This window comes from Clostridiales bacterium, from assembly GCA_017569285.1.
GTDB lineage: Bacteria > Bacillota > Clostridia > Christensenellales > Aristaeellaceae > Aristaeella.
Genome location: CP069419.1, coordinates 1,123,792 through 1,142,743 on the forward strand (window position 1 = coordinate 1,123,792; position 18,952 = coordinate 1,142,743).

Here is an 18,952-nt window from a genome sequence, read left to right on the forward strand (position 1 = left end):
GGACAGCCGCATTCATTTTTTTACATCATCGGATGATATAGGCATCCACGATCTCGCCGACGTACATGGTGTGGAAGTCCCGGTTGGCCATCGGGTAATCGCCCTCCACGTCCTGCGGATACATCCTTTCCAGGATATCCTTCGGGATTTTTTCCAGGTCCTGGTCCTGGGAATACAGGATCCGGCACTCAATCGTCAGGGGATACTGCCGGATTCCCGGGGTATGGATCACCTCCGCCTTTTCCAGTTTCAGCCCGGCTTCCTTCACCTTGTCGATTTTGTATCCGGACTGCCAGCCGCAGATTTTGGTGATCGCGGGGTCCGGCTTGTCCAGCGGAACGCTGACCGTAAACTCACCGGTTTTGTCCAGCTGGCTCTTGGTATAGCGTCCCTGCCGGACATACACATGGAAGGTGGGTTTGCTCCACAGGGTCCCGATATGGCCCCATCCGATCACCATCGCGTTGAACTTGTCACCGTTGGTGTTCAGCAGGATTCCTTTCGGCAGTGCCCGGGTAATCAGGTTCGCGTAATCCGTAACATTGATTTTCTCTTTCATCGTTTTCTTCCTCCCCGTTCTTTCTTCCCGTCCTGATGATTGTAATGCCTTGAGCAGGCTCTAAGTCAATGGCCTGTCGGTTTCCCCGTCGTTTTCCGGAAGCGGTTTTTAAAAACAGTTGACAATCCCCACTCTCCTATGATATTAATATGTCGTTAGTTTTGTCTAACGCTCTTTGAATCCCGGTTCATTTTGTATTTGGAAATCTTCAAGGGCTTTTTATTTTTTGCATAATGGTTAGTTTTGGCTAACATTATGGAGGAACGATGTCGAACGAAATGCTGATCCGCTGCTGCGCGCCCACCATGGCCAGCCTGAAAACCGGAAATATGTTCAACTGCCCGTTTGACAGCCGGGAACATATGACGGAAGAACTGCGCCGGCTGAACCGGCTCCTGGGCCGCAAGGGGCTTCGTGCGCTTCCCCTGCGGTGGGAAAACGGACGCGCGCTGGTATATCTCTATCGTCCGAAAATGCTGGAAAAGGATCTCCGGAATGAACTGGCCGCTCAGCTTCTTGCGGAATGCGGATATGCCTGCGGAAATCCGAACGCCTGCATCGCCCGGCTGATTTCCCGGCTCCGCGGCAGCCGGGACTTCCCCCATGAAATCGGATTGTTCCTGGGGTATCCGCCTGCGGATGTGGACGGATTCATGCACAGGAAGCATGCGTGCAAGCTTTCCGGCATCTGGAAAGTGTATGACGATGTGGAAGGCGCAGCCCGGCAATTCGCGCGCTGCAGGCGCTGCACGGAAGTATACCTGCGCTGCTGGCAGCAGGGATACTCCCTGGAGAGGCTGGCAGTTCCAGCCTGATCAATTTGCTGTTCTGGTTCCCGCAAGGGAGTGGAATAGACTATAAAACGAAAGGCAGGTTTTTTACAATGAGCAAAGTTGCGGTTATTTACTGGAGCGGTACCGGAAACACGGAGGCAATGGCAAACGCTGTCGCCGAAGGCGCAAAGGCCGCCGGTGCGGATGTGGATCTCCTGACCTGTGCGGATGTGAACGGCGTGGACGGCTATGATGCGGTTGCGCTCGGATGCCCCGCGATGGGCGCGGAAGAGCTGGAGGACAGCGAATTCCAGCCGATGCTGGAAGGAATTGAGCCGGCCCTTCCCGGAAAAAAGGTCGTCCTGTTCGGCAGCTATGACTGGGGTGTCGGCGAATGGCTGAGCAACTGGGAAGCCCGCTGCGCGGAAAAGGGAATCACCCTCGCGGCCGAAAGCGTAAAGGCCAACAACACCCCTGATGACGAAGCGCTGTCCGCCTGCAAAGCCCTGGGCAAGGCAATTGTATAACAGCAGGAAACCCAAATGCTGAAAAAGATTTTTGCCCGGCTGATTCCGTTTCTGCTGGCTGTTGCGCTGATGATCACGCTCAGGATCGCTGCAGGCGCCTGAGCCGGCAGCTCCCCGGTGCACCGCTTCCGCGGTGCACTTCTTTGTTATTCCCGGAAACTGGTTTTTCGATTAATTGCCATGTATTCCGGATCATTCCTGTTTTCCGGATCCGGTAAACTGTTGATTTCACGGAGCAAAAAGATTAGTATAGTGCTCCGTCCCCCAAAAACGGGAACCGGCTGTTCCCGCTCAGAAACGGAGGAAACAGGATCATGACAGAAAAAGATCTTTATAAGGAACTGGGTACGCTGACCAAAAACCGGGATCAGTGGGAAGAAAAGATTCCGTATCTTGCCTCCCTCCTGGCGCATGAATCGGCCAGGATCCAGGCCAAAGCCCTCTGGCTGCTGGGCGAAGCCGGCCTCGTATATCCCCTGTCGGTAAAGGAGCATGTCCCCTCAATTGCTTCCTTCTGCGAGAGTCCGGCAGCGCTCCTGCGGGAGCGTGCGGTCAATGCCCTCGGCCGCATCGGGCGGGGCAGTTTCCCCGTCATCGAAGCATATTGGGAAAACCTGTTCCGCTTTGCCGGCGACGAGGACGCAAACGTCCGGCTCAGCTTCATCTGGGCGTCTGAAAATATTGCCGTAAACACCCCGGATCTCTATGCGGATCATATGCCGGTATTCGAAAAGCTCCTGCACGATCCGGTGGACAGGGTCCGCATGGAATCACCGGAAATCTTCCGTGTCCTCGGCAAACGCCGGCCGGAATTTGTCCGTCCGTATGCGGAACGGCTGCGGGAAATGTCTGAAACCGACAGCAACCGCGTGGTCCGCATCCATTCCCTGGGCGCACTGAAAGCAGCCGGGCTCGACCCGGCCGATTCGTGATCTGAATATCAGGTTTTGATGACAGCAGATTTGCTTCCTGCCCGTCCCGGCGGACGGGCCGTTTTTTATTTCTCCGTTTCCCGCAGTCCCCTGCGGCCCAGCTCCGCCAGGCGGCGGCAATAGTCGTCGCTGCGCTTCTGGATGTCATCCTGGTACACTTCCAGTTCCGGCATGGAAACGGCAAAGAAGTCATAGCCGACCTTGTCGTGCATATGCGCCTCCCCAAACTCCGCCAGGCTGCGGAAGGATTTCCGGGCTTCCTCTTCTTCTCCCAGCGCGCGGAAAGCCAGTCCCTGGTAGTAGATGTAGTCGGAAGGCTGGTCGTTGTAATACCGTACAGGTTCGGGAATCCGTGGTCCGGCGGCTGCCTTTTCGAAGAGTTCCCGGGCCGCAGCCTCATCACCCATGGCGCGCCGGGCACAGCCCATCACATAATATGCCCGGTTATCCGGAACATTGTCCAGTTTTCCCTCTCCCAGGTTTTCCGGATAGGTAATGGTCCGCTCCGCATATGCAAAGGCATCCTCCGGCTTTCCGTCCGCCATGGCCTTCTCCGCAAGGGCAAACAGCGCCGCCTTGTATTCATCCGCGACCTTGCCTTCCCCGCCTTCCCATACATGGAAGGTGTAGTGTTCCAGCAGGTCCAGTGCCTTTTCATACTGCCCGTCCTGGTTCAGCAGCGATATAAACGCCAGCATCAGCGGGCAGCGGTCCGAAACGATTTCCCGGTGCGCCTCCAGGATGGCCAGCCGGTCCGTTGCCGAACGGTCCAGCCGTTTCAGCAGCTGGTCCTGCTCCAGCAGGCAGCGGCTGTTTTCCGGCTCCAGCCGTACCGCCTCCGCGATTTCCCCTTCCGCCAGGCTCCGGTCGCCGTGGTTGTAATACGCAATGGACAGGTTCCGGTGGGCCGGCGCCAGGCCGGGCTGTTCCTTCACGGCCGCCTGCCAGTGGCATACCGCGGCGTCATACTGCTTTTTGTCATACAGCAGCTCGCCCAGGTAGTAATGGGCTTTCGGCGCGGTATCCAGGATGGATACGGCGTATTCCAGCATAGTCTTTTCCTCCGTCCGGTTCGGGAAGCAGAAATCCGTCGGCAGGGCTTCCGCTTTTTCCGCGTCCGCCTTCGCGGCGTCCTTCTGTCCCAGCTTCCCTTCCGCAAAGGCTTTGGCGTAGTATTTCATCGGCGTCTCCGCCGGGCACTTCGCCAGCAGGTCTGCCGCGTCCTGCGGGAATCCGAAAGCGGTCAGCTCATAGGCGGCGTTCAGGTACGCCTCCGCCCGTCCCCCGGTTGCCCGGTCAAAGGCTTCCTGGCCGTTCCGGAACAGCAGGCTGCTGTACAGCGGGTCAATTTCTATGCTTTCATCCACAAAGCGCCGGTATTCCGGGCTTTCCCCGCACAGGTGCGCCAGAATGGATGCCTTCAGGGACCGGGTTTTCATATCATGCCAGCCCCGGAACAGGCTCTCGTCGGCAAACCGCAGGGCTTTTTCCAGGTCCCCCTGCTTTACGCAGATGCAGGCCAGGTGATACCAGGCCGCGCCTGCCGTCTCCGCGCTCCAGGTTGCCTTGAAGAACGCGTCATATGCTTCCGGCAGTTTCTCCAGCGTTTCCAGCGCAAGGCCCAGGTTGAAGTACGCCTCCCCGGAATACGGGTTGGGATTGCGCCAGGTCTGTTTGCGGATGGCCGCCCGGAAGAACGGAACGCTCTCCTCCGCCCGGGCATTGCGCAGCAGGAACAGCCCGTAGGCATTGTTCAGCCGGATATCGGTCGGGTCCCGCCGCAGTCCTTCCCGGTAGTAATCATCCGGCAGGAAGGTGGCGTGCCGGTACTGCTCCAGGTGCTGTCCCGCCAGGTACAGCTCTTCTGTCGTTCCGATTTCCCCGGGCGCCTTCAGTGCTTCCGCGGGTTCCGGAATCGGCAGGTCCTCCCGGATGTATTCCCGGTATTCGCAGAGCAGCGCTCCGTTTTCGTCATATACGGCAATCCGGTAATCGCCTGGGCTGTCCAGCGTGTCCGTAAAGGCGGCCTTCGGCGAGAGATCCACCTTTTTCCGGTAGACTTCCTTTCCGCCAGCTTCCAGGACGATTTCGGCATTCCGGTACTCCCCGGTGGCATACACCTTCAGGCGGGCGGACGCGGCTTTCGCCTGTACCGCCCGGTTCGCTTCCACGCCGTACGCGAAGGGATCCGGTTCAATGGGTTTCCCGTTTCCGTCCAGGAAATCAAGGCCCAGTACGATGTCCCTGGTCGCGTTGCGGACGCGTCCCACGGTCTTGTAGGGCATGAAGTACTGCACGAATTCCTTCTCTTCCTGCGGCTTCAGCCAGGTGAAATCCGGCTGGTTGTCGCAGAATACACCGGTCATCAGCTCGATATAGGAGCCGTCCTCATCGGTCAGGTTCCGGTCCCAGGTTTTGCCGAAATCACCGCATCCCCAGGTCCACTGCTTTTTCCCGGGGCTGATATGGTGGTCCGCCACATGCAGCAGTCCGGCATCCTTTCCCTCGTCAAAATTCCCGACGAAGTCAAAGTCCGAATGCGCCGCCATATAGGAAGTCGGCACCCGGATATTCTTATACCGGGAAATGTCCACCCCGGCGGAGTAATCGGCCTTGTAATACTCGCCCGTGGCGATCGGGAAGGTGGAAACCGCCCGCTTCCCGTGGTCCATCACGGCGTTCACATCCGGCGGGAACACGGAGAAGGTGTTGTCATTCACGGATACGGCCGGATTCGCCCACCACAGGAAAGTCTGGGGATAATCAGTCGGGTTGAACAGCCGGCCCCGGATCTCGATATACGCCTTGTCCGGATACAGGGTCATGCTGGCGTTTCCCTTGGTCCCGTTGATGCGGTCGGTCTCCCCGATCGTCACCGTGGCGGATCCGTCCGGGTTTTCGCGGAAGGTGTAATCCACCGGCATAAAGGTGGAAGGCCGGTGGTGCTGCGGCCAGTTGAACTCAATTCCCCCGCTGATCCACGGCCCGGCCAGTCCTACCAGTGCGGGCTTGATCACCCGGTTGTAGTATACAAAGTCATAGCCGTTCGTCTTGTCCAGCGCCCGCTGGATTCGGCCGCCCAGCTCCGGCAGGATCATCACATACAGGTAATCATTCTCCAGGATCACCGCTTTGTATTCAGCATCCTCTTTGGTATCGCTGATTTTCTCGCAGATCGGGACCGGGTACACCTTTCCCGTGGAGCCCTGGTAGGCGCGTTTTTCAATAAACAGCGGATCCTTCTCCATGCTTCCGGTACGGTAGGTGGGAATGGTGACAATCTCCTCGTAAACCTTTGCCTTGTTCATATGGTTCTCTCCCCGGATTTTATCCTGATGAATCTGGCACCTATCATACCATGGACATCCCATTCCGTCCATTGTCCTGCAGGATGCAAAATGATAAAATATGGAAAAGACTGAAAACAGCATACCGTGTGTCCGCCAAACCGGCACCGGAAGAATCGGACCGTCCTACTGACCGGAGGAGGAATACCTGATGCGGAAAACCAAGATCATCTGTACCATCGGTCCCGCCTGTGACAACGAAGAAACGCTGACCGCCCTTTGCAAAGCCGGAATGAATGTCGCGCGGCTGAACTTTTCCCACGGCACGCAGGAAGAGCACCTGAGCCGGATCAACCTCATCAAATCCGTCCGGGAAAAGTTAGAACTCCCCATCGCCATCATGCTGGATACCAAAGGGCCCGAGTACCGGATCGGAACGTTCCGGAACGGCCCAGTCACCCTGCAGGACGGTGCGGAATTCACCTTGACCACGGAACCCATTACCGGGGACGAAACCCGCGTTTCCGTTTCCTACCGAAAACTCACGGAAGAGCTTTCCGAAGGGGATACAGTACTGATCAACAACGGCCTGGTCATCCTGATCGTGGAGCAGGTTGCCGGGAATGATATCCGCTGCCGTGTCGCCGCGGGCGGGACGCTGAGCGACCGGAAAAGCATGAACTTCCCGGGCAAGGTGCTGCGCCAGGATTTCCTGTCCGAACAGGATCGGAAGGATATCCTTTTCGGCCTGGAAAACGATATTGACTTCGTGGCCGCCTCCTTTGTCAGCACCCGGGAGGATGTCCAGTCCATCCGGGACCTGCTCGACCAAAACGGCGGGCAGGATGTGGACCTGATTGCCAAAATCGAAAACCGGAGCGGTGTGGACCATATCGAGGACATCTGCGAGGTGGCGGACGGAATCATGGTGGCCCGCGGTGACCTGGGCGTGGAAATCCCCTTCATGGAGGTGCCGGCCCTGCAGAAATACCTGATCAGCAAGTGCCGGATGCTCGGAAAGCGTGTCATCACCGCCACGGAAATGCTGGAGAGCATGATCCACAATCCGCGGCCGACCCGGGCTGAAATCTCCGACGTGGCAAACGCCGTTTATGACGGTTCCTCCGCGATCATGCTCAGCGGTGAAACCGCTGCCGGCAAGTATCCCGTACAGGCCGTTTCCACCATGGCGCAGACCGCGGAGTTTACGGAAGCCGGAATTGATTACGCGGAGCGGTTCCACACCATGGAATTCCGGATCCACAACAACCTCGACGCCATCTCCCACGCCACCTGTTCCATGGCAGTGGATGTCGGTGCGAAAGCCATCGTGGTCAATTCACTTTCCGGCCGCACCGCCCGGATGGTCAGCCGTTTCCGCTGCCCGGTGAATATCATCGGCACCACGACCAGTCCCAAAGCATGGCGGAAGCTGAACCTGTCCTGGGGCGTCACCCCGGTGCTCACTGAGGCGTTCTCCTCCATTGATGTCATGTTCTGGCAGGACCTGAAGCTTGCGAAGGATCTGTTCCGCCTGCAACCCGGCGACAACGTCGTGCTCACCGGCGGACAGATCAACGGCGCGCCCGGCAACACCAACACCATCAAGGTGGAAACCGTCCGGTAATCCTCCCTGTTTCCGGGAAATAACAAAAAGCGCCCCGTTTGCGGCACAGGCACGGATGCCTGCCGTAAACGGGGTGTTATTGTATTCATAAAACCCCACGCTAGGCGTGGGGTTCGGGAGAGCTTATAGCTATGCGAATGAAAGAGAAACTCCTTTTGCTATAATGCCAATGCGGTCTGCCAACTGCAAAGGAGCAAAAGGAGGTCATTAGATGGCTAACGACTTACAGAGTTTAGCACACACGAGATGGAACTGCAAATATCACATAGTGTTTGCGCCGAAGTATCGAAGGATGGTGTTTTACGGGGAAAAGAAAACGGAGATCGGAAAGATCATCCGACAGTTATGTGAATGGAAAGGTGTAGAAATCCATGAAGCAGAGGTATGCCCGGATCATATCCACATGTTGGTGAGCATACCACCCAAGGTAGCGGTATCAAGTTTCATGGGTTACCTGAAAGGAAAAAGCAGTGTGCTAATCTACGAAAAGTTTGGGGAACTAAAGTACAAGTACAGGAACCGTGAATTTTGGTGCCGGGGTATTACGTAGATACGGTAGGAAAGAATACTAAGGCAATCGCAGAGTATATCCGGCATCAGTTGGAAGAGGACAAGATGGGAGAACAGTTAACAATGCTGGGAAAGGCCAACGATAACCCGTTTACGGGTGGCCAGTAACAGTCTACGCGGTTGGCAGACCGTAATTGCGCCTGCGAGGGCGCGGGCTAGTATTCTAGGCCTATGGCCGCATAAGAAAAGCCACCGGCTATGCCGGTGGATCTTTACTTACTGTGGTTTGATTCGTTCCGGGTGTCAGCAGTCCTTCACGGTCACGATGTATTCCACACCTTCCGGAATAGCGATTCCGGGGTTTTCGGTCACGATTTCCGGCTTTTTCCCCTGGGCTTCCAGTCCGGACATAAAGTGGCACAGGGCAATTCCGATGTCGATCTTCTGCATGTCCCCGACTTTTTCATTCACATAGCCTTTGTCGTGCTTCTCGTAGAAATGGTAATCATTTCCGGAAACAATGATCCGCCAGGGCTGCTTGTTCACCGCGGAAGGCGCCAGGCGCACCATCTCGATCAGGTCGGCAATCGGCGCCTGTTTCTCCCCGGGCAGGCCCGCGTCCCACTCCCCGTCAAAGAAGATCTTTTCCGCGGGCATCCGGTTGTCCGCGCCGACTCCCCGGCGCATCAGCGCTTCCCTGATCGAAAGCCGGTTCGCGGGATAGCCGAGGGGGCTGATGCAGGGCATCATTTCCCCGTCTTCCAGGCCGGCTGCCTTTTCGAACACTTCCCGCTTCATCGTGCCGCCGATCCAGGTGGTGCCGATTCCCAGCGACCACGCGTACAGCACCAGCTTTTCAAAAGAGTAGCCGAACGCAACGTCCGCATAGGGAACCTTGTCCACCTTGCCGGCCACATACAGCTTTTCCCCGGAAATCACCGGGCTGGACAGGCCGTATTTTCCGGCGTCCAGCAGGACAAACCGCACCGGAATACCAAACGGATTCGTAATCTGGCGCATATACCGTTCCAGCCGGTCCCGGTCTTCTTCGCTGACAGGAATCCCGTCAAACGTGCGGACACTCCGCCGGCCCTGGATGGTCTTCATCAGGTCAGTCATCAGATCATTCCCCGCTTTCTTTTTTATGGTTTCAGGAGGGCTTCCACCTGCGCCCGTTTCTCATACAGCACGCATCCGCCCGCGTGATCGTCGTCCAGGAGCCCGCCGTCCTGCAAGGCCCGGAACAGGGGTGAATGCAGGGCTTCCTTCAGGGAGGTGTCCCGCACGTTGATATCCGAGAAAGGAGAGAACGGGCAGGGTTCCGCGCCCCCGTGGGAATTGATATGGAAGAACCCGCGTCCCGCCGCCACGCATCCGCCGCTGCTTTTCTCGTCTCCCGGGAATGAAATGTACACCATCTCGGGATGTTCTTCCCGCAGGCGGGCAATTTCCCGGCTCAGGTATTCCCGTTCAGTATCCCCCGGTGCAAGCTCTTTGCTGTCGTCGGTCACCGGGACAAACTCCACGAAGATCACGGCCTTGCATCCCCGGTCGGACAGGCTCCGCAGGAATGCTTCGGACGATACCTCCCGGCTGTTCTGCGTGGTCACCGTAACGGACGCGCCGAAGATCAGGCCTTTCTCATGGAGGATGTCCATATTGCGGATCAGCCGGTCATACACGCCCGCTCCCCGGCGGCGGTCGGTCATTTCCTTCCCGCCCTCAATGCTCATAATGGGCACCAGGTTCCGGCACTTGTCAAACAGCCGGAAATACGCCTCATCCATATAGGTCCCGTTGGTAAAAATGGGAAACAGGATATTCGGGTGCTTCCCGGCACTTTCGATAATATCCCGCCGGATCATGGGTTCCCCGCCGGCCAGCAGGATAAAGCTGATTCCGAGCTCATCCGCCTCCCCGAAAACGCGCAGCCATTCTTCGGCGGTCATCTGGCGCACCGGCGCCGCGTCCACCGTGGCATGGTTGTAGCGGGAGTAGCATCCCGCGCAGTGCAGGTTGCACTGGCTCGTAATGCTGGCAATCAGGAACGGCGGAATATGCTCTCCCGCGTCCTCCGCCTTCCGGCGCTTTGCGGATGCCTTCCGGCTGGTCAGCGCAAATTTCGCCATATAGGCGCTCTCCCGGGGATTCCGGAATGTCGCTTTGATAATATCGCCCACAACGCGCTCCACGCCGTGTGTCATATAAGCCTGGATGTCAAATTCCCGGTTCATTTCTTTCTTCCTGTCTTTTCCGAAACCGGAAAACCGCCCCGGCTCATCCGTCCGAATCGCAGGGGCAGCCTTCCTGTTATGCTTTTCCGATATCGCTGAAATCGATGTCCATGGCAATCTGCAGTGTATAGTCCGGGTACGCTTTCTGTACGCGTTCTGTCACATCCCGGTGAACTTCCCGGCGGTCCTTCGCGTCAAAGCTCACCACAATGTCAAACCGGAGTGTCTTCTCCTCCTTGTCCATGTAAAAACCATGCATCTGGAGGACGTATGGGTTCTCCTTCACGATCCGGCGCACCTTTTCCCGGATTTCCGCCGCTTCAGGATCCTTGGTGTTATAGGAATACACACCGATTGCCGTCAGGATCACGTTATGCTTCCGAACAACGTCGGTTGTCACCCTCCGCACCAGCTTGTCCAGCTCATCCGCGGACAGCGTGTCCGGAACCTCAATATGGACGGATCCGTTGTAGGAGTCCGGTCCGTAGTTATGCAGCACCAGGTCGTACGCGCCGCTGATCTCCGGATAGCTGTTGATGGTTGCCTTGATATCCCGCACCATCTGGGCATCCGCCCGCTCCCCGAGGATCCGGGAAATCGTCTCGCTCAGCATCCCCAGGCCGGATTTGATGATTACAAGGGCGATGATCGCGCCAAGCCAGGCCTCCAGGGAGATATGGAAGAGGAGGTAGATCCCGGCCGCCACCAGCGTGGAGGCGGAAATCACGGAATCCAGTACCGCGTCTTCCCCGGAGTTGACCAGGGAGTCAGAATTCACCTGTTCTCCGGTCCGTTTCACAAACCGGCCCAGGAAAACCTTCACCAGGACTGCGGCCGCCACGATAATCAGCGCGGCCGCGGAATAATCCGGTGTGTCCGGCGTGATGATCTTCTTCACGGACTCGACAAACGCCGTGATCCCGGCATACAGCACCAGGAAGGAAATGACCATGGCGCTCAGGTATTCCACCCGGCCGTATCCGAAGGGATGTTTCCGGTCGGGTTCCTTTCCGGCCAGCTTTGTTCCGGCAATGGTAATCACGGAGCTTGCCGCATCCGACAGGTTGTTCACCGCATCCATCACAATGGCGATGGAGTTGGCGGTCAGCCCGACGACCGCTTTGAAGCCCGCCAGGAACACATTGGCCAGGATTCCGATGATGCTGGTCCGGATAATGATCCGGTCACGGCTTGTCTGTCCGCTCATTTCTTATTTCTCCAGTTCTGCGGCCACCGCGTCGCGCACTTCGTTCATGTCGGTCGTGGGCTCAAACCGGCCGATCACTTTGCCTTCCCGGTCCACCAGGAACTTGGTGAAATTCCAGCCGACGTAGGTCTTGTCGCCGTAAGCCTTGTTGTTCATGGCCGCGAACTTGTTCAGCGCCGCGTTCTTCAGTCCCTTGCCGAAACCCTTGAACGGTTTTTCGGACGCGAGATAAGCAAACAGCGGATCCGCGCTGTCGCCGTTCACGTCAATCTTCGCGAACTGCGGGAAATCCGCGCCGAACTTCAGCGTGCAGAACTGGTGGATCTCATCCGCGCTTCCGGGCGCCTGGTTGGCAAACTGGTTGCAGGGGAAATCCAGGATTTCCAGGCCCTGGTCCTTCATTTCCTTATACATCGCTTCCAGGGGCTCATAATGCGGGGTAAAGCCGCATCCGGTCGCCGTGTTGACGATCAGCAGCACCTTGCCGCGGTATTCGGAGAGGCTTACATCGTTTCCCTTGCGGTCTTTCACAGTAAAATCATAAACGGTCTTCATCTTTCATGCTCCTTCCTTTTTCCGGTCGTTTTTGTCCTTCTGGTTTCCAAGCAGTTCATAGAGCAGTGTATACAGCATCCGCGCCTTTTCCGGCGGCAGTTCGATACAGCCGGCCACATTGCCGGGAATATCCTTTGCCTTTTCCTGCAGTGCCCGGCCTGCTTCGGTCAGTGTGATTTCGACCACCCGGTCGTCCCCGCGGCTCCGCCGCCGTTCCACATAACCGGCCTGCTCCATCTTCTTCAGCAGCGGCGACAGGGTTCCGTTGTCCAGCATCAGCTTTTCGCCGATTTCCGTTACGGAGACTCCGTCCTTTTCCCAGAGAACCAGGAAAACGATATACTGCGTGTAGGTCAGCCCCAGGGGCTTCAGCCATGGGGTGTACATGCCCGTCACATTCCGCGCGGCGGCATAGAGCGGAAAACACAGCTGGTTATCCAGCTTCATCGCCTCGTGATAATCGTACTCCATGGTTTCTCCTTCCATTGCGTTTGATGCAAATATATTGTATCATACATATCTGGGTTTGTCAATACCCCAAATGAAGGTTTTTTTCAAAAAAGTTAAACGCATTAAACTTTATTTCCGCCGCAGCCGGCGCCGATGCCGCAAAAAGCATGCAGCACAAGTACTGCATGCTTTCCCCGCAGGAATATTCCTTTGCCGTCTGACGGCTTTATTCCGTTATTGAGTTTGTATTCCTTAATTAAACAGGAAGGACCCATACCCCGCACCGCGCAGCCGTTCGTTCCCGGAATTCACTTCCCGGTTCCCTTTCTGTCCCGGTACCGCACAAACCGGTCCAGGGCAGCCAGCACGCCGGGCAGGACAAACACGATGATCAGGGTGGCGGAAATCGCCCCCCGGGAGATCGTCAGGCATATCTCCCCGATCGCCGGGTTTGCGAAAACATATCCCAGGATTCCCGCGGCGCCGATCATGATCAGCGCGGAGGTCAGGATGGTATGCAGCGCCCCGTCATAGGCACCGCTGATGGCCGCTGGTACGTCGCCGGTCCGCCGTTCCTCCCGGTAATAGGATGTATACAGGATCGCATAGTCGATCGTCGCGCCCATCAGGATGCACTGCACCATCAGGATGGCCAGGTAGAACATCGCGCCGCCGCTCAGGCCGATGAATGCCATCGTCAGGTAAATCCCGCTCTGGACGGTCAGCACCAGCACCAGCGGGATCACCAGGGACCGGAATGTCAGCGCCACCACAATAAAAATGGCCAGGGCGGAAATCAGGGTAATCCGGTTCATCTCCGCGTCAAAGGTCTGTGCCATTTCCCGGTTCATCTCGGAAGTCCCGATCAGCCAGGCCTTCCCTTCCAGCATGGTTTCGCACCGCTGGGAGAGGGCATCCAGGAATTCCCGGGTTTCTTCCGAGTCTTCCGGATACATGGTTTCCAGGATCACCCGGCCGTAGTGTTCGCCCTCCAGCTTCGCGGTATTTTCCCGGATCATCTCCTCCGCGTCCGCAATCTGCTGCCGCGCGTCGTCTTTGATAAACGCGGAGTAGAGCGGATTGCTCAGGAAATGCTCCCGGATATGGGTAATCAGCTCCGCCGGCGTCATCGCCCAGTCCTCGTCATAGGCATTCCGCGAGCCCATGAACATCGAGATGGCGGATTTCCCCGCGCCGGACCCTTCCGAGAACTTGTCGCTGTAAACCATCCGGATCATGGAAAGGTCCAGCGCGGCATCCTCCCCGAAGAGCTCCGCGATCTCCCCGGCCTTGTACGCTTTTCCGAGGGTGTTGTAATATCCCGTGACCGATGTGACCTTTCCGTCCTCCTCCGCGGGCGCCAGCACCTCCGCGATACGGCCGCTGTCTTTCGTTTCATACAGCAGCACCAGGGAATGGTGGTCCTCAAACACATCCTCCACCGGGTTGTTGGTCTGCAGCATATACAGGATTTCCGTGTTGTTCTTCAGCAGGTAGGATCCGGCAAGCAGCACCGGCAGCAGGATCAGGAGGGCGAATCTCCCCCTGTACTCAAAACGGGAGCATTTCCCCATCGGAATCCGAAGTGCCTTTTTCCGGGTTTTCACAATCAGCTTGTCGCTCATCAGGATCAGGGACGGCAGCACGGTAAAGATGCACACCAGGCTGATCAGCACGCCCTTGGCCAGGGCGTATCCCATGTCCGCACCGAGCCGGAATCCCATAAACGCCAGGCACAGCAGCCCCGCGAAAGTCGTCAGTGAGCTGCCGGTCACAGCCGGGAAGGCCGCGGCGATGGCTGCCTTCATGGCGGAAGGATTGTCCGCATGCTTTTCCTTTTCCTGGGTATACCGGTTCAGGAGGATAATGGAATAGTCCAGGGAAAGCACCAGCTGCATGATGCCCACAATGGAAAACGTAAACTCGGAAATATCCGGGAATACCACATTGGTCCCGATATTCACCGCCACCGCAATCCCGATGTTCACCAGGATAATCACCGGTTCAAACCAGGAGTTGCACATCATCAGCAGCACCAGCAGCACCAGTCCGATGGCAATTGCCACCACATACGGCGGCAGCATCGGTACATTGGCCTCGTGGATCTCCCCGCCGGTCCGCACGTCCAGGGCGCCGTACTTTTCATAAACGGCGCTGTACAGCCCGGCCGCCTCCCGGGAGTGGCTGTCATATTCCGTTGTCACCTCATACAGGCTGTACCCGTCCCGGTTATACTCCTCTCCCGGTTTCCAGGTGACCCCGGATACCTCGTCCCGGCTGCTGAGCCAGCTGAGTACCTCTTCCTTTTCCGTTTCCGAAAGTCCGGGAATCATCACCCGGAGCCGTGAGGATGCTTCCTTTCCGAATTCCTGCTCCATCAGGCGGGTTCCCTCTTTCATGCAGGATCCGTCCGGCAGGTATTTCGTCAGGTCATAATTCACCTTCACCTGTCCGGCCAGGAACAGGGAAGCAATCGTCAGCACCAGGAACAGTCCCAGGAGAATCTTCCGTTTCCCTACCAGGAATTCCGCCGCTTTATTCATAAGGTCGTCAACCTCCTGTTTTCCACGTTCATCGCAGGATGGCTCCTGCTTGACAATGCATATCATCTCCATTAAAATTTTAATCAACAGGTGTTGATAAAGCAACCGACAGTTCATTAGGAATTGGTTTGTTTGTCAACAGACCGGTCGTTTCGTGTCGATAATACGACAGAAAGGGGAAACCTGTATGGAAAAGAAGGAAGACCGCCGGGTCACAATGACAAAGCGTCTCCTGAAGGATGCCCTCACCGACATCCTGCGTACCGAGGATATTTACCATGTCTCCATCCGGGAGCTCTGCCAGCGGGCGGATGTCAACCGCACCACATTCTACAAATACTACGGCAACCAGTTTGACCTCCTGGCGGATATGGAAAACGACCTGCTGGAATTCCTGGTCAGCACCATCCGGGAGCATGCCGCCAACCCGGTCAAAATCATTGAAACGATCTGTGAATACCTGGAGAGCCACCTGGAATTCGGGCGGCTGATCGTCAACAACAATGTGGATCCCCTCTTCCCGCAGCGCCTGTTTGCCCAGGAAGTCCTGCGGGAAAGCGTCATGCAGAATTATGGGACCATGCCGGATGAAACCGCGCAGGAATACCTGTTCAATTACGTCATCTACGGCGCTTACCGCATTATCTGCCTGTGGATCAACAAGGAGCAGCGGGAACCCCCGGAGGAAATTGCGCAGCTGCTCATCCGCCTCATCCGGATCAATTGAAGGTTTCCCGAATCATACGAAAACCACCATGGCCGTATCGCCATGGTGGTTTTTTCGAATCCATTTTTGCCGGTATCATGTCTGTATTTTTCGCAGTTCGCGGTAACAGCCGATGATCAGCAGTACAGCTGCCCCGGCCCATGCCGCGATCTCCGCCGTGTAAATGCCCCATACTCCCAGCATAAGCGGAAGCAGCAGCGCGCAGCCAACCCGCATTCCCAGCTCCACGAAACCGGAAATCATCGGAATGAAAGTATTCCCGAGGCCCTGGAGCGTGGACCGGTAAACAAACAGGAGGTACAGCATCGGCAGGCCAGCCGCCATCACGCACAGGAACTGGTATCCGAAGGCGAGCACCTGTTCCGCGAGCGCCTGCTCGTCCCGGATAAACAGGCCCAGGATCTGCTTTCCGAACAGTATCATAATCCCGCCGATCACCAGCGCCATGCCCGTGCCGATCCGTGCGGAGGAATGCAGTCCCTTGCGCACCCGGTCCTTTTTCCCGGCGCCGATATTCTGTCCGGCAAATGTCCCGACTGCGTTTCCGAGGGAAGCGCCGGCCATCTCCACCAGGCCCTGGAGCCGGGATGCCGCGTTGTATCCGGCCATGAATACAAAGCCGAATCCGTTCACAACCCCCTGCAGGATCAGCCCGCCCACGGCGATGATTACGTTCTGGAATGCGATGGGAACTCCCAGGCGGATCAGCCTCGCTGTCATCCGGCGGTCCGGCCGGAGATCCTTCCGTTCCGGGTGAAGTATGTTCAGCCGGCGAACCGCACGGAAACTGATCAGCGCCGAGATCACCTGGGCGATGACGGTTGCGCACGCCCCTCCGTTGATCCCCATATGACAGGTTCCCACAAAGAACCAGTCCAGCACCATGTTGACGACCGACGCGACCGCCAGCGCAGCCAGCGGTGTGCGGCTGTTTCCCAACGCGTGCAGGAAACCGTTCAGCACATTCACCGCCATCACAACCGGCAGTCCGCCGTAGATAATGCGGAGGTATCCCTCCGTCAGGGAGAACGTTTCCGCCGGGGTGTTCATCCATTCCAGCACCGGGGAAAGAAGCAGCTGGCTGGCAATCTCCAGCAGTACCGTTGTGGTCGCTGCGATCAGGATGCTCTGCCCCACCGTCCTGCGCAGTTCTTCCGGCCGGTTCGCGCCGAAGTACTGCGCCGCCTGGATGGAAAAGCCCTGGGCCAGGCCCATGGGAATGGAGAGTACCGCCCAGTCCAGCCATCCGGACGCGGATACCGCCGCCAGGGCTGTAACGCCCAGGAGCTGGCCGACGATGAGTGAATCAACCAGGCTGTATAACTGCTGGATCAGGTTGCCTGCCAGGATCGGAATGGCAAAGGCAAGTATCAGGACGACCGGTTTCCCGGTCGTCATATCCTTGGTTCGGGACATGCTTGCACCTCTTGGTCTTCTGGAATTCTTTCTCAGTCCCGGGAATCCGTGCAGTATTCCGCCACCACGTTCCGGATGGTATCCAGCGGCACGCCGTGTTCCTTTGCCAGGGCTGCGACATCTTCATATTCGGGCTTGATCCGTTCCGCTCCCATACCGTGCGAATACTTCACCCGCACGTTTCCGTAGGGCGTATGGACCGTTTTCATTTCCCGCCGGAGCGTATACCGGCTCATCTCCTGCCTGCGGACTCCCAGGGTGGAGGTGTGCTTCATAATGACTTCCGCCAGCCGGTCCGCGTCCTCCGGCATGCAGATCACCGACAGCAGGATTCCCGGCCGGTTTTTCTTCATGCCGATTGCCTGTGTATACACGTCCCGCGCGCTGGCGGCAAACAGCTGCTCCATGGCAAAGCCAATATCCTCCCCGGTCATGTCATCCAGGTTGCATTCCAGCCGGATAATGGTCTCCCGCTCCACTTCGCTTTCCCCCAGGAACGCGCGGACGCAGTTTGCCTGTTCAAAATCCTTCTTTCCCATCCCGTAGCCGATGGCTCCGGTTGCCATCACCGGTCGGTCGCCGAACCGGGAAACAAAATGCTTCAGCAGCGCGGCGCCGGTCGGCGTGCACAGTTCCCCGGAAATCTTTCCGCCGTAGCTCGGAATTCCCTGCAGGATCAGTGCAGTGGCGGGTGCCGGAACCGGCAGGATCCCGTGTGCGCAGTGCACATGTCCGCTTCCGGTATGCACCGAGGAAGCCAGCACCTGGTCCGGGGCAATCATTTCCATCAGCAGGCAGACGCCCACCACGTCCGCCACCGCGTCCAGGGTTCCCACCTCGTGGAAATGGATCTCCGTCACCGGACGGCCATGCACCGCGCTTTCCGCCTCCGCAATCAGCGCGTAGACCGCCTTTGCGTCCGCCTTCACCTGTCCGGAAACATCCAGGCTGTCAATCATGCTTTCGATATCCGCCACAGAAGCATGGTGATGGTGCCCGTGATGATGGTCGTGATCATGTTCATGCTCGTGTTCATGATGGTGTTCATGGCCGTGGTCATGATCATGATGGTGATCATGTCCGTCCGCGTCCAGGGATTCCTCTTCCTCGCCGTCTACGGTCACCTTCATATGGGTGCCGGTAATCCCGCACTTCACGGCTTCCTCCGCCTCGACCCGTACTCCGGGCAGTCCGATGGAGTTCATCTTCCGCAGGAACGCGTCCCTGTCTTCAACCAGTTCCAGCAATGCCGCGGTCAGCATATCACCGGCCGCGCCCATCGCGCATTCCAGATATAATGTTTTCATCTGCCTGTTCCTCCCTGCTGATCTGTCCTTGCCCGCCGGGGTGCTGTGGTTGTCTTTGATCATGGTAAACCTTAAAGCATGCTCAAAGTCAAGTCCCCTCCCAGTGATCCTGCCATGAATCCCCGGATTATATTTCCAGTCGTAGTTATAGTTTTAATCTATATCTCCGCATTGATCCTTCGTATTGGACAATTACCAATTTATCTGGTAGGTTAGTTCCACCGAAACGAAAGGGGGTCCCGGCCATGCGATGTCAATGCAGAATGAACGCCGTGCTGCTGAGCCGGAACCGAATGTG

General features: G+C 57.3%; 15 protein-coding genes and 1 pseudogene. 6 read left to right on the forward strand and 10 right to left on the reverse strand.

What is annotated here, in order from left to right; translation table 11 throughout:
* Window positions 1–25 precede the first annotated feature (25 nt).
* Window positions 26–559, reverse strand: coding sequence for a flavin reductase (locus JNO48_04990; GenBank protein QTE69256.1), 534 nt, complete (start codon window positions 557–559; stop codon window positions 26–28).
* A 266-nt stretch (window positions 560–825) separates the two neighbouring features.
* Between JNO48_04990 and JNO48_04995 the strand changes: the two genes are divergently transcribed.
* The 3 genes from JNO48_04995 (at window position 826) to JNO48_05005 (ending at window position 2,791) form a co-directional block, all read left to right on the forward strand.
* The gene (locus tag JNO48_04995; GenBank protein ID QTE69257.1) at window positions 826–1,374 is read left to right on the forward strand and encodes a DUF3793 family protein; all 549 of its coding nucleotides are present in this window, start codon (window positions 826–828) and stop codon (window positions 1,372–1,374) included.
* 68 nt (window positions 1,375–1,442) lie between these two features.
* A complete protein-coding gene (locus tag JNO48_05000) occupies window positions 1,443–1,859 on the forward strand; it encodes a flavodoxin (GenBank protein QTE69258.1) in 417 nt (138 codons plus the stop codon).
* Between the two features lie 314 nt (window positions 1,860–2,173).
* On the forward strand, window positions 2,174–2,791 hold the full coding sequence (locus tag JNO48_05005) for a HEAT repeat domain-containing protein (GenBank protein ID QTE69259.1): 618 nt from the start codon (window positions 2,174–2,176) through the stop codon (window positions 2,789–2,791).
* A 65-nt stretch (window positions 2,792–2,856) separates the two neighbouring features.
* On the opposite strand, the gene JNO48_05010 is transcribed toward JNO48_05005, so the two are convergent.
* Window positions 2,857–6,099: a DUF5107 domain-containing protein gene (locus tag JNO48_05010; protein QTE69260.1), complete on the reverse strand. Its 3,243-nt coding sequence runs from the start codon at window positions 6,097–6,099 to the stop codon at window positions 2,857–2,859.
* Window positions 6,100–6,289: 190 nt separating this feature from the next.
* On the opposite strand from JNO48_05010, the gene pyk reads away from it, so the two are divergent.
* Both pyk and tnpA read left to right on the forward strand, forming a co-directional pair.
* The gene (pyk, locus tag JNO48_05015) at window positions 6,290–7,705 is read left to right on the forward strand and encodes a pyruvate kinase (protein ID QTE69261.1); all 1,416 of its coding nucleotides are present in this window, start codon (window positions 6,290–6,292) and stop codon (window positions 7,703–7,705) included.
* A 211-nt stretch (window positions 7,706–7,916) separates the two neighbouring features.
* A pseudogene (gene tnpA, locus JNO48_05020) lies at window positions 7,917–8,383 on the forward strand (IS200/IS605 family transposase).
* 135 nt (window positions 8,384–8,518) lie between these two features.
* On the opposite strand, the gene JNO48_05025 reads toward tnpA, so the two are convergent.
* The 6 genes from JNO48_05025 to JNO48_05050 form a co-directional block, all read right to left on the reverse strand.
* Complete coding sequence (locus tag JNO48_05025) at window positions 8,519–9,334, reverse strand: nitroreductase family protein (protein ID QTE69262.1); 816 nt, start codon at window positions 9,332–9,334, stop codon at window positions 8,519–8,521.
* Window positions 9,335–9,357: 23 nt separating this feature from the next.
* A complete protein-coding gene (locus JNO48_05030) occupies window positions 9,358–10,449 on the reverse strand; it encodes a radical SAM protein (GenBank protein QTE69263.1) in 1,092 nt (363 codons plus the stop codon).
* 76 nt (window positions 10,450–10,525) lie between these two features.
* A complete protein-coding gene (locus JNO48_05035) occupies window positions 10,526–11,656 on the reverse strand; it encodes a cation transporter (GenBank protein QTE69264.1) in 1,131 nt (376 codons plus the stop codon).
* Between the two features lie 3 nt (window positions 11,657–11,659).
* Window positions 11,660–12,211: a glutathione peroxidase gene (locus JNO48_05040; GenBank protein QTE69265.1), complete on the reverse strand. Its 552-nt coding sequence runs from the start codon at window positions 12,209–12,211 to the stop codon at window positions 11,660–11,662.
* A 3-nt stretch (window positions 12,212–12,214) separates the two neighbouring features.
* The gene (locus JNO48_05045; protein QTE69266.1) at window positions 12,215–12,682 is read right to left on the reverse strand and encodes a MarR family transcriptional regulator; all 468 of its coding nucleotides are present in this window, start codon (window positions 12,680–12,682) and stop codon (window positions 12,215–12,217) included.
* A gap of 287 nt (window positions 12,683–12,969) precedes the next feature.
* Window positions 12,970–15,204, reverse strand: coding sequence for an MMPL family transporter (locus tag JNO48_05050; protein ID QTE69267.1), 2,235 nt, complete (start codon window positions 15,202–15,204; stop codon window positions 12,970–12,972).
* Between the two features lie 187 nt (window positions 15,205–15,391).
* On the opposite strand from JNO48_05050, the gene JNO48_05055 reads away from it, so the two are divergent.
* On the forward strand, window positions 15,392–15,931 hold the full coding sequence (locus JNO48_05055; protein ID QTE69268.1) for a TetR/AcrR family transcriptional regulator C-terminal domain-containing protein: 540 nt from the start codon (window positions 15,392–15,394) through the stop codon (window positions 15,929–15,931).
* Between the two features lie 75 nt (window positions 15,932–16,006).
* On the opposite strand, the gene JNO48_05060 is transcribed toward JNO48_05055, so the two are convergent.
* Entirely contained in the window at window positions 16,007–17,347 is a 1,341-nt protein-coding gene (locus JNO48_05060; protein ID QTE69269.1) for an MATE family efflux transporter, read from the reverse strand.
* Between the two features lie 32 nt (window positions 17,348–17,379).
* Complete coding sequence (gene larC / locus JNO48_05065) at window positions 17,380–18,654, reverse strand: nickel pincer cofactor biosynthesis protein LarC (protein QTE69270.1); 1,275 nt, start codon at window positions 18,652–18,654, stop codon at window positions 17,380–17,382.
* Window positions 18,655–18,952: the final 298 nt, after the last annotated feature.